The 12,318-nt window shown below is 46.1% G+C and carries 7 protein-coding genes; 4 read left to right on the forward strand and 3 right to left on the reverse strand.

From position 1 onward, the window contains the following. Nucleotides 1-325 precede the first annotated feature (325 nt). The gene (locus QUB04_RS14740) at nucleotides 326-511 is read right to left on the reverse strand and encodes a hypothetical protein (protein WP_333285317.1); all 186 of its coding nucleotides are present in this window, start codon (nucleotides 509-511) and stop codon (nucleotides 326-328) included. Here QUB04_RS14740 and QUB04_RS14745 point away from each other — a divergent pair. Beyond that, nucleotides 498-1,892: a 3' terminal RNA ribose 2'-O-methyltransferase Hen1 gene (locus QUB04_RS14745; RefSeq protein ID WP_333285319.1), complete on the forward strand. Its 1,395-nt coding sequence runs from the start codon at nucleotides 498-500 to the stop codon at nucleotides 1,890-1,892. The genes QUB04_RS14740 and QUB04_RS14745 overlap by 14 nt on opposite strands. Nucleotides 1,893-2,192: 300 nt before the next feature. Then, entirely contained in the window at nucleotides 2,193-4,835 is a 2,643-nt protein-coding gene (locus tag QUB04_RS14750; protein WP_333285321.1) for a polynucleotide kinase-phosphatase, read from the forward strand. Between the two features lie 466 nt (nucleotides 4,836-5,301). Here QUB04_RS14750 and QUB04_RS14755 read toward each other — a convergent pair whose 3' ends face one another. After that, complete coding sequence (locus QUB04_RS14755; RefSeq protein ID WP_333285323.1) at nucleotides 5,302-6,510, reverse strand: argininosuccinate synthase; 1,209 nt, start codon at nucleotides 6,508-6,510, stop codon at nucleotides 5,302-5,304. 380 nt (nucleotides 6,511-6,890) lie between these two features. Between QUB04_RS14755 and QUB04_RS14760 the strand changes: the two genes are divergently transcribed. Continuing rightward, nucleotides 6,891-7,829 (forward strand): glycosyltransferase family A protein, encoded by a 939-nt coding sequence (locus QUB04_RS14760; RefSeq protein WP_333285325.1) that lies wholly within the window; start codon nucleotides 6,891-6,893, stop codon nucleotides 7,827-7,829. Nucleotides 7,830-8,546: 717 nt separating this feature from the next. Here QUB04_RS14760 and QUB04_RS14765 read toward each other — a convergent pair. Then, entirely contained in the window at nucleotides 8,547-8,690 is a 144-nt protein-coding gene (locus QUB04_RS14765) for a hypothetical protein (protein WP_333285327.1), read from the reverse strand. A 177-nt stretch (nucleotides 8,691-8,867) separates the two neighbouring features. Between QUB04_RS14765 and QUB04_RS14770 the strand changes: the two genes are divergently transcribed. Then, the gene (locus tag QUB04_RS14770) at nucleotides 8,868-12,020 is read left to right on the forward strand and encodes a PAS domain-containing protein (RefSeq protein ID WP_333285329.1); all 3,153 of its coding nucleotides are present in this window, start codon (nucleotides 8,868-8,870) and stop codon (nucleotides 12,018-12,020) included. Nucleotides 12,021-12,318: the final 298 nt, after the last annotated feature.

Genomic DNA, 12,318 nt, shown 5'->3' on the forward strand with positions numbered 1-12,318 from the left:
GGATTAAGGAAGAGTTGCGGGCTAAGTTGGATTTGAGAGACGAAGGAAGAAGGAAGAAGGAAGAAGGAAGAAGGAAGAAGGAAGAAGGAAGAAGGAAGAAGGAAGAAGTAGGTAGGGTTCGTGACCTCAACCCAACCTACATTTTTCTATTTTAAATCGGATTAAGGAAGAGTTGGGGGCTAAGTTGGATTTGGGAAGTGTGGAAAAACAGAAATTTCAGTGAGAAGCAGCAAAAAAAAAGAAAGCACGACACTGATTTTGACACGGATACACGGATTAATTATCGACAGTGAGTAGTTATTTGTTATGTGTTATTTGTGAGGAACTACCAATGCCCGATGCCCAATGCCCAATGCCCAATGCCCAATGCCCAATGCCCAATGCCCAATGCCCAATGCCCGATGCCCAATGCCCAATGCCCAATGCCCAATGCCCGATGCCCCATGCCCGATGCCCCATGCCCAATGCCCGATGCCCGATGCCCAATTCCTAATATTATGTTATTAACCATCTCTACAACTCGCGTACCTGCTACAGATTTAGGTTATTTGCTGCACAAACATCCCGATCGCCATCAATCCTTTCCGATGACTTTCGGGCAAGCCAGCGTGTTTTATCCAGAGGCAAATGCAGAAAGGTGCACGGCGGCTTTACTCTTAGATGTCGATCCGGTTGCTTTGGTGCGGGGCAAGTCGAAATCGGGCGATCGCCCTCTCGAACAATACGTGAACGATCGCCCCTACGTTGCCTCTTCGTTTCTGTCTGTCGCCCTCGCCAAAGTCTTTAGTACAGCTCTATCCGGTCGCTGCAAAGACCGCCCAGAACTCGCAGAAACAGCTATTCCTTTGACAGTTAATCTGTCGGTTTTGCCCTGTCGCGGTGGCGAGAAGTTCCTGCGGCAAATGTTTGAGCCGCTGGGCTATCAAGTCGCAGCAAAACCCCTGATTCTTGACGAGCAATTTCCCGACTGGGGCGCGAGTCCTTACTTTTCTGTGGAACTGCAAAATACAGTTCGTTTGGCGGATTTGTTAAGCCATCTTTACGTGCTAATTCCCGTCTTGGATGACGACAAACATTATTGGGTGGGCGATGATGAAATCGAGAAGTTATTGCATCACGGCGAAGGTTGGTTGAACGCGCATCCCGCCCGCGAACAAATTGCCAACCGCTATCTGAAACGCCAGCGCCGTCTGACGCGAATTGCTGTGGCACAGTTAGCAGAAGAAGATAATATTGACCCTGAGTATCTCGAAGTTTCTCATCAGCAAGAAGAGGAAGTTTTAGAACAGCGAATTAGCTTGAATCAAGAGCGTTTGGAAGCTGTGACGCAGGTTTTAAAGCAAAGTGGTGCTAAGCGAGTGGTAGATTTGGGCTGCGGTGAGGGAAAACTGCTGAAACTGCTTTTGAAAGAAAGCTCGATCGAACAAATTACAGGCGTCGATGTGTCCTTTCGGGCTTTGGAAATTGCCAGGGAACGTTTGCAAATCGATCGATTGTCTCCCGCAAAACAATCTCGGATTCAACTAATTCAAAGTTCGCTGATTTATCGGGACAGCCGCTTGACTGGTTTTGATGCGGCGGCGGTAATTGAAGTGATCGAACATCTGGATTTAGAACGGTTAGCGGCTTTTGAGCGGGTTTTGTTTGAATTTATCCGACCCAAAAGTGCGATCGTCACAACTCCAAATGTTGAATATAATGTTCGGTTTGAAAAGTTGCCTGCGGGCAAATTTCGCCACCGGGATCACCGCTTTGAATGGACAAGGGCAGAATTTCAAACTTGGGCGAAAGGGGTTGCCGAACGGTTTGGCTGTGGGGTAGAGTTTCGTTGTGTGGGAACTGAAGATTTAGAAGTAGGTTCGCCTACGCAAATGGCAATATTCGAGATGTAAAATCTATTCACTGGTTCCCAGGCTGTGCCTGGGAACCGATGCCCAGAGGCTCTGCCTCGCTTTCGTTCGATGAGAATTCGAGGCAGAGCCTCTGGATCTGCGTTACCAGGAATATCCTGGTAACGAGTAAACGAGTAAAAAATCTATATTCACTGGTTCCCAGGCTGTGCCTGGGAACCGATGCCCAGAGGCTCTGCCTCGCTTTCGTTCGATCAGAATTCGAGGCAGAGCCTCTGGATCTGCGTTACCAGGCACAGCCTGGTAACGAGTAAACGAGTAAAAAATCTATATTATTAAACAATGAAAATCACGATTCCAGAACTATCCCTAGTCGTTCTAATTGGTGCATCCGGTTCCGGCAAATCCACCTTGGCGCGGCAGCATTTCCTACCTACAGAAATCATTTCCTCGGATTACTGCCGCGGTCTGGTTTCCGACGACGAAAACAATCAAGCGGCCACCGCTGATGCTTTTGAAGTATTGCATTTAATCGCTGCTAAACGTCTGGCCGCAGGTAAGCTAACTGTGATTGATGCCACCAATGTTCAGCCGGAAAGCCGCAAACCTTTGTTGGAATTAGCCCAAAAATATCATTGCTTTTTGGTTGCTATTGTGCTAGATTTACCAGAGAAATTGTGTGCCGATCGCAACCAACAGCGTCCCGATCGCAATTTCGGAAATCATGTAATTCGCCGCCACGTTCAGAATTTAAAGCGATCGCTCAAATCTCTAGATCGCGAAGGATTTCGGTACGTTTACGTCCTCCGTTCCCCAGAGGAAATCGACGCCGTAGAAGTCGAAAGACAACCGCTGTGGAACAATCGCAAAGGCGACTGCGGCCCTTTTGACATCATCGGCGACGTTCACGGATGCTGCGACGAATTGGAACAATTGCTGCAACAGTTGGGCTATCAAATTCTCGAAAAATCCAGCGAATCCGATTTGGGGAATTTTCCCACCTACGCGCACCCGGAGGGCCGTAAAGCCGTGTTTTTGGGCGATTTGGTCGATCGGGGCCCGCGCATTCTCGACACCCTCAAACTTGTGCGAAACATGGTACTCGCAGAAACAGCTTTATGCGTACCTGGAAATCACGACATCAAACTGCTGCGAAAACTCAACGGCAAAAATGTCAAAATCAACCACGGACTCGAACAAACCTTAGCAGAAATTGCCACTTTACCCGATGAATTGCGCGAATCAGCAGTACGAGAAATTCGCCAATTTTTAGATAGTTTGATTGGGCATTACGTCCTCGATGGCGGAAAATTAGTCGTCGCCCACGCGGGGATGAAAGCTGAATTTCAGGGACGCGCATCGCGCCGCATTCGAGATTTCGCCTTGTACGGAGAAACAACTGGCGAAATCGATGAATTCGGCTTGCCCGTCCGCTACAATTGGGCCGCAGAATATCGAGGTCAGGCAGCAGTTGTTTACGGACACACCCCCGTTCCCGAAACAGAATGGTTTAACAATACTGTTGATATTGACACGGGCTGCGTTTTCGGAGGCAAACTAACAGCTTTGCGGTATCCCGAAAGAGAATTTGTCAGCGTTCCCGCTGCTAGAATTTACTGCGAACCTGCCAAACCGATCGCCTTTCAATCCAGCCCAACTCCACTTAACAATAGAGACATGAGTTCACCCGTGATCGATAGCGGTTTGGCGGCAGTGAATATAACCGCCCAACAGCAGTTTGATGACGTACTGGACATTAGCGACGTACTCGGAAAACGCATTATTTCCACTCGCCTGCAAAGTAACATTACGATTAAAGAAGAAAATGCGATCGCAGCCCTAGAAGTAATGAGTCGGTTTGCCGCCAATCCCAAATGGCTGATTTATTTGCCGCCCACAATGTCTCCCGCTGCTACCTCCAAAGAACCAGGACTTTTAGAACATCCAGCCGAAGCATTTAGCTACTACCAACAGCAGGGCATATCGACAGTTGTGTGCGAAGAAAAGCACATGGGTTCCCGTGCAGTTGTGATTGTTTGCCGCGACGCATCGGCAGCTTTACGCCGCTTTGGCATTCTCAGCGAGAGTATGGGCATTTGCTACACCCGCACGGGACGGCATTTTTTCGATAATTCTAGCTTAGAAAGAGAATTTTTAGCGCGGGTAAATGTCGCTCTCACTGCTAGCAATTTTTGGGAGAAATTTCAAACCGATTGGGTGTGTTTGGACTGCGAATTAATGCCTTGGTCAGCCAAAGCTCAAGGTTTATTGAAAGAACAATACGCCGCCGTGGGAACAGCATCTCGTCACGGGTTTGCGGAGGCGATTAAGAACTTAGAACAGGCAAGCCAGCGTGGAGTTGAAATTAATTCTTTGCTAACCAGCTATCAAGAGCGAGCCGAACTAGCCGATCGCTATGTTCATGCCTACCAGCGCTACTGCTGGCCAGTGAAATCGCTCTCAGACCTCAAATTAGCACCTTTCCACATCTTGGCAACCGAGGGAACTGTTCACACTGACAAAAATCACTGTTGGCACATGGAACAGATTTCACAAATTTGTAAAGCTGACCCGGAATTCCTGTTAGCTACTGAATCCAAAATAGTTGAACTTGCCGATTTGGACAGCCAATTGGCGGGGATTCAATGGTGGGAAAAACTGACGGCGGCGGGAGGTGAAGGAATGGTTGTTAAACCAATGGATTTTATTGTGAAAAATAGCAAAGGACTCGTACAGCCTGCGGTGAAATGTCGCGGTAAAGAGTATTTGCGGATTATTTATGGTCTGGAATATTCTTTGCCGGAACATTTAGAAAAATTGCGATCGCGCGGACTTTCCGGCAAGCGTTCTTTGGCGTTGCGAGAGTTTGCTCTCGGTGTAGAAGCATTGGAGAGATTTGTTGCGGGTGCTCCTTTGAGACAAGTTCACGAGTGCGTTTTCGGAGTTTTAGCTATGGAGAGCGAACCTGTCGATCCGAGGCTGTAATCGAAAGGTAGAAATCAGGCGAAAATCTCGACTTGACAGTAATTTGGCAGGGGTTTAAACCCCTGCCTCAAAGCTAAATTTGTCTGAAGACAATTTAACAAATTATTAGGAAAACAACCAATTACCAATTACCAATTATTACTGTATCTTACTAACTCAGAACTTAGGTAATTGGCACAGGTTGGGCGACTGCGGCAAATAAGGTTCGCCATGTACACCCTACTTTAATTCCACGAATCGGCGGCTGAACATCCAATAAGGTTCAGTTAAAACTATTTATTCCGGGCGAGATCCCCCTAAATCCCCCTGATTGTTGGGGAGTAGGGGTTGACTTTGAGTAATTTCTTGTCCCCCCCTTCGTAGGGGCGGTGCGACCCCTACTCCCCGTGCCCGCCCTTGGCTAGGGGGGATCGAGCTTAACTGAGCCGTATTGGCTTAACATCAGGTTTTTAACCCTAATTACCTCCTATTTGTAACCTCTATTTTTCTCCGACCAAATGCGGGTTGGTAGTCCCCAAACATAGACAAATCCTTCGGCAGCTTTGTGATCGAATTCGTCCTCTGCGCCGTAGGTTGCTAAGTCGAAACTGTACAGAGAATTGTCTGATTTGCGGCCGACAATAGTCGCATTTCCTTTGAACAGTTTGAGCCGCACGGTTCCAGTTACTCGCTTTTGCGTGTCCTGAATAAATGCGTCTAAAGCGGTTTTCAAAGGATTGTACCACAGGCCGTTGTAAATCATTTGGCTGTAGGTTTCTTCGATGCCTCGCTTGTACCGCGTCACATCTGCTGTCAGCGTCAAACTTTCTAAGTCTCGGTGCGCGTGCATCAAAACTAAAATCGCTGGTGTTTCGTAAATTTCCCGCGATTTAATCCCGACGAGGCGGTTTTCAATCATGTCGATTCGGCCGACTCCGTGGTTTCCAACTATTTCGTTGAGCTGGGAAATTAAGGCGACTGGTGATAAATTTTTGCCGTTTAAAGTGACAGGATTTCCGCAATCGAAACCGATTTCTATGTATTCGGGTGTGTCGGGAGTTTGTTCGATCGCCTTTGTCATCAAATAAACTTCCTCTGGCGGTTCCGCCCAAGGATCTTCGAGGATTCCGGCTTCAATTGCCATTCCTAATAAGTTGCGATCGATACTGTAAGGCGAAGACTTTTTCACTGGCGACGGAATACCGCATTTCTCGCCGTATGCGATCGTTTCCTCGCGGCTCATTTTCCACTCCCGCGCTGGTGCTAAGATTTTAATCTTGGGGTTGAGCGCGCCGATCGACACATCGAACCGCACCTGATCGTTTCCTTTGCCGGTGCAACCGTGGGCGATCGCATCTGCACCGTATTTTTCCGCCGCTTCTACTAACAATTTAGCAATCAGCGGGCGAGCGAGGGCCGTCGAAAGGGGATAGCGGTTTTCGTAAAGTGCGTTAGCTTGAATCGCTGGAAACGCATAGTCTTTGACAAATTCTTCGGTAGCATCAATAACTAAAGATTCCGAAGCACCGGATGCTAAAGCTTTTTTGCGGATCGGTTCTAATTCGTCTCCCTGTCCCAAATCCGCGGCCAGAGTAATTACTTCTTCAACACCCCACTCGTTTTTGAGGTAAGGAATGCAGACGGAGGTATCGACTCCGCCGGAATATGCTAGGACAACTTTTTTAGCGCGACTCATTGGTATTAACATCCTGAATTTAACTGACATCTTGCACCCGCTGTGAATCAGCCTTTTAGGGGCGGGCAAGATGCCCACCCCACAATAAAATTAAATTTTTGTGGCACAGGCATCTTGCCTGTTCGAGAGAATGGTGTAAGATGCCTGCCCCACAAGAAAATTAAATGTTTGTGGAACAGGCATCTTGCCTGTTCTGGAGAATGGTGCAAGATGTGATATTTAACCGACTTTTCATTATGCACCTAATTGAGATCGATTCTTGTCAGAAATAGTACAGATTTATATATTCTTTTTTTGCTAAACTTGGCTATTTACCGGGGGAGTTGCTGCGGAAAATCTGCTACCGTGGGATACGGTAACTGTGGCGATGGGGAAAAGCCGTGTTTTTTAGTGTTGTGATTCCGACGTATAATCGTAAACCGATTTTGGCAAAATGTCTACTGGCTTTGGAAAATCAGCAGTTCGGTGAGATTGTCAGAGAGTATGAAGTAATTGTCGTGGACGACGGATCGACGGACGGGACGCTGGAGTGGTTGGTGGCAAATGCTGACTTGTTGCCTCATGTGCGATCGATCTGTCAATCTCACCAAGGCCCCGCCGCTGCCCGGAATTTGGGCGTTGAAGATGCTAAGGGCGATACGATTATTTTTATTGACAGCGATTTGGTAGTAACAGAGCATTTTTTGCAAGCACACGCCGATGCTTTACTACAGGGTTACAAAGATACTGATGCTGTTTTTACTTACGGCAGCGTGATTAATACTTGCAATTTCGACAATCCTACCTCAGAACCTTACAAAATTACCGATTTTTCGGCGGCTTATTTTGCTACGGGAAATGTGGCGATCGCCCGCCGCTGGCTGCAGGCTGCTGGACTTTTTGACACTCGGTTTCAACTGTACGGATGGGAAGATTTAGAATTGGGTGTTAGGTTGAAAAAATTAGGTTTGAAACTCATTAAATGTCCGGCTGCTGTCGGCTATCACTGGCATCCCCCTTTTAGTTTAGAGCAAATTCCGGGCATGATCGACCGAGAAATTCAGCGCGGTAGAATGGGAGTTTTGTTTTATCAAAAACACCCAAGTTGGGAAGTACGGATGATGATTCAAATGACTGTTTTGCACCAAATCCTGTGGGGAGTTTTATCATTAGGTGGGATGCTAAACGAGCGAACGATGACTCCTTTTTTGCAGTGGTTGATTGACCAAGGCAAGCCGCAGCTAGCTTTAGAAATTGCTCGGATTTTTCTGAATTGGTATAACGTGAAAGCCGTGTACGCCGCTTGTGGGGAATTGCAGGCCGAGACAAAGATACCATAAATCAGCCCGACAGCGCAAATAAAGTATAAGATATTGTAGGAGTTTTTCAGGGCCCATTGGTGTCAACTTAAGCTCATAATTAGTAACGGTATACTGTTTGACAATTATGCCTACACTGCCCTAGCGCTGCTTAAGAAGGAGGATTTAGGGAACAGGGCTATTTCGGGGCAACCACGGGGAGTAGGGGTCGGATTGCCCCTACGAAAAACCAGGCTTTTGTAGGGGCGGTGCCAAGAATGCCCGCCCCCACCCAGAGATGATTTCATGGGCTTTTCAGGCATCGGGGCTCTTCACGAGGGTTTGGGGAGCATCTCAATGAAAGCAGCCCTCCGCTAGAAATTGGAGCCAGGAGCCAGGAGTCAGGAGTCAGGAGGAAAGAAGAAGAAGGAAGAAGGAAGGAGCCATAATAAGTGTTTTTACAAATATGAGATGCTCCCAGGGTTTGCCCCTACAATAAAATGAAACCGCCCTGGATTTAGGGAACTCAAGACTTGGATACAAACCAGAAAAACAAAGAATTTTAGTCTTAAGTTGACACCCATGTTCCGACCTGTTTTAATTAACTTTTCCAGTGTGGATACCTACTGACAAAACACAAGAGAGAGCCACCCGGTAAAGGGAGGCAAAACCGGGTTATAAAAATTGTAAAACTTTTAGTTTTACCTTTAATCAAAATTACTTGCTTAGCCTGTGATTTGAGGAATCTAGGCTGTTTTCTCACTCGGCTCCGATAATTAGAGCCACCAACATTGGGAGCATCTCATATTTGCAAAAACACTTCTTTCTTCTTCCTTCTGACTCTTTTCTCCTGGCTCCTGACTCCTGACTCCTAATTCCAATTTCGAGATTTGCTGCTTTCATTGAGATGCTCCCCCAACATTTTCCAAGGAGCATTACTTTTGATATAATGACCAATAATTTAGGAGTGTGCTAGAGAACCAAGAGTTGTGCTGGTTTACCTGAGAGTGTTAGCTACAAGCGGTTAAGGACTTTAAAAAGAGTCCCACATATACAACTTGAATAGTTTGAGGGTTTGCTGTGAATACAACTGACGATAAAAATCCAAGACTAGAAACAGTTAGACTTCAAAACACTGTCTTACAAGAAAATATTTTAATGGTGGACGACCATCCAGAAAGCTTGCGACTTTTATCCCGGATTTTGTCTAAGCGGGGATATAAAGTGCGACCGACACGAGATGGCAAATTGGCTCTTAACTTTGCTCTGTCGAGTCCACCAGATTTGATTTTGCTGGACATCATGATGCCCGGTATGGATGGCTATGAAGTCTGCGAACAGCTAAAAGCTTGTCCGCAAACCAAAGATATTCCTGTGATTTTTATTAGCTCTTTAAATGAAGTATTTGATAAAGTCAAAGCTTTTTCGGTGGGGGGGGTAGACTACATTAGTAAACCCTTTCAAACAGAAGAAGTGGTGAGCCGTGTCGAAAATCAACTGCTTCTGAGCCGTCTTTATAAACAAATTTTAGCACAAAATGCACGGCTGCAAGCAGAAATAGAAGAACGCAAGCGGATCGAAGCAGAACTCCGAGACAGCCAACGCTGGCTGTCAGCAGTAATTCAAACACATCCTAATCTTTTGTACGTTTCCGATTTGATAGAACAGCGAACTCTGTATATCAACCGCGAAATTTATAGCGATATTGGCTACACCCTTGATGAAATCCAGCAAATGGCAGGAGGATTTCTTCCTAACTTAATACACCCTGACGATTTGCCAGGATTCTCAGAACACCTGAGCAGGATTGACGCAGCAAAAGACGGTGAAAGCTTTGAGTTTGAGTACCGAATTCAGCACAAAAATGGTGAATATCGCTGGTTTGTTAGCGTGGATACAGTGTTTGCCAGAACAGCCGACGACCAACCGTGGAAAATTTTGGGAACGGCTACTGAAATTAGCGATCGCAAACAAGCAGAACTCGAACTTAAAACAGCTATAGCTGCTTTGGAACGGCAAATCAAACAAAGATTTCTGCTAGAAACAATTACTCTCGAAATTCGCTACAGCTTAAATCCAGCTCAAGTTTTTCAAACAGCGAGTGCCCAAATAGGTCGAATTTTTAATGCCGATTGCTGCTTAATTCATACCTACACAGAACACCCAATTCCCAGAATTTTCAATGTCGCTGAGTACAGAAAAACCTCATCCAAATCGCTTTTAGATTTAGAAATTCCCATACATGGCAATCCTCACGTTCAGTTTTTATTGTCCCAAGATCAAGCTGTAGTTTCTGACGATGTTTTTTCCGAACCGCTGCTAGAAAACGTCCGAGATTTGTGCTGTCAAATAGGTCTGAAATCGATGATATCCATCCGCACTTCCTACCAGGGAAAAGCTAACGGAATGATATGCTTGCATCAGTACGATCGCCCCCGCAACTGGACGCAGGATGAGATCAGATTATTGAGCGCTGTGGCGGCACAGATGGGAATTGCGATCGCTCAAGCCAACCTTCTCGAACAAGATAAACAACAGCGACTTAAACTTCAGCAGAGCGAAGCTAGTCTAGCAGCAGCCCAGAAAATTGCCCATATCGGCAGTTGGGAATTTGATTTAGTCACAAATAAAATTACTTGGTCAGAAGAAGTATTCCGCATTTTTGGTCTTGACTCAAGTGCAACTGAACCGACATCAGCCCAACTTTTAAAGATGTGTCATCCCGACGACAGAGAAGTATTTCAACAAACAGTCAGCCTGACTATCTCACAAGGAATTTCCTACAAAAGAGAGTTCCGATTTTTGCATCCTAGCGGTCAAATTATATACCTCGAAGGAAGGGGAGAAGCTGTTTTTAGCGAAACAGGGGAAGTAATCAAACTGTTGGGAACAGTGATGGATATTAGCGATCGGAAACAAGCCGAAGCAGCTTTGCAAATTAGCGAAGAACGTTTTTATCTGGCATTTGAAGGCAGTGCGATGGGATTGTGGGATTGGAATCTTGCCACGGGAGAAGTCTATTTTAATCCACGGTGGAAAATGATGCTGGGATATGAAGTAGAGGAAGTAGAAAATAGTTTTGCATCCTGGGAGCAACTGGTACATCCAGAGGATTTGTCTCCGGCTAAAGCAGCGCTAAATGCTCACCTAGAAGGCAAAAATCCTACTTACGAAGTGGAATTTAGGATGCTGACAAAATCCGGCGAGTGGAAGTGGATTTTAGCTCAAGCGAAGGTGATGGAACACGACGCTTCGGGAAATCCTTTGCGGATGACGGGCACGCATATCGATATTAGCGATCGCAAACAAGCCGAAGTAGAGTTGCAATTTAGCGAACAGCGAGAACGAGAAAAAGCGCAACAGTTAGAACAAACTCTGGCAGACTTAAAAAAGGCTCAATCTCAGCTTATTCAAGCCGAAAAAATGTCAAGTATCGGGCAAATGGTAGCGGGAGTAGCCCATGAAATTAATAACCCCATTAGCTTCATCTACGGCAATATTATTCCCGCCGCACAGTACGCTCGCGATTTGGTAAAATTGATCCATCTCTACCAGCAATACTATCCCGAACCAGTTCCCGAAATAGCCAAAGAATTGGCAGAAGTCGAGGTGGATTTTATTGCTGGCGATTTCCCGAAAATCATGGCTTCAATGCAAGAAGGTGCTAACCGAATTAAGCAGATAGTGCTGTCTTTGAGAAACTTTTCGAGACTCGACGAAACAGATCGCAAAGTAATAGACATTCATGAAGGGATAGAGAGCACTTTGGTGATTTTGCAGCACCGATTCCAGTCACAGCCAAAACGTCGGGAGATTCAAGTTATTAAAAATTACGGGAACCTGCCCAAAGTCGAGTGTTATCCGGCTCAATTAAACCAGGTATTTATGAATTTGCTGGTGAATGCGATCGACGCTGTGGAAGAGTCATCAGCAAACTGTACTTGCAAAGTTAACCAGATTCGCATTGTTACTGAAGTCAGCAGCGAAAATCAAGTTTGTGTGCGGATTTCTGACAGCGGGCCCGGTATCCATCCCGAAGTTCAGTCAAGGATGTTTGACCCATTTTTTACTACCAAACCTGTCGGCACCGGCACTGGTTTGGGGTTGTCGATTAGTTACCAAATTGTGAAAGACACCCACGGCGGTAAGTTGGAGTGTCATTCCGAAGTTGGCCTGGGAACAGAATTTGCGATCGAACTGCCGATTTCGCAAAAGTTGAAAGTTGAAAGTTAGGATAAGCTGTTAAATCATGTGCGGTAAATTAACCATAATTCTTGTAGGGGCCGGTTCACCACAAATCTATAATATTACTCACAGATGAGCGTAAACCCCCTCGACCGTCAGATGGGGGGCAATTGCAACGGATATCATATTAATTGTGTATCAGAACCTATTTTAGGGTGCGTGATAACCTGAGATTTTCTCCCGTATTTCCTGCGAACGGTCTGTCATTTAGGATCGCGAATTAAATAACTTACAATTTTAATTGTTATTGTGGGATGGGCGTCCCGCCCGTCCAAAAAGGACGGGC

Source organism: Microcoleus sp. D2_18a_B4, from assembly GCF_036702475.1.
Lineage (GTDB): Bacteria > Cyanobacteriota > Cyanobacteriia > Cyanobacteriales > Microcoleaceae > Microcoleus.

Bases quoted from the DNA above. Each gene is read 5' to 3' on its own strand.
- QUB04_RS14745 (WP_333285319.1), top strand. From the start codon at position 498: ATGTTATTAACCATCTCTACAACTCGCGTACCTGCTACAGATTTAGGT.
- QUB04_RS14740 (WP_333285317.1), bottom strand. From the start codon at position 511: ATGGTTAATAACATAATATTAGGAATTGGGCATCGGGCATCGGGCATT.
- QUB04_RS14750 (WP_333285321.1), top strand. From the start codon at position 2,193: ATGAAAATCACGATTCCAGAACTATCCCTAGTCGTTCTAATTGGTGCA.
- QUB04_RS14755 (WP_333285323.1), bottom strand. From the start codon at position 6,510: ATGAGTCGCGCTAAAAAAGTTGTCCTAGCATATTCCGGCGGAGTCGAT.
- QUB04_RS14765 (WP_333285327.1), bottom strand. From the start codon at position 8,690: ATGAAAGCAGCAAATCTCGAAATTGGAATTAGGAGTCAGGAGTCAGGA.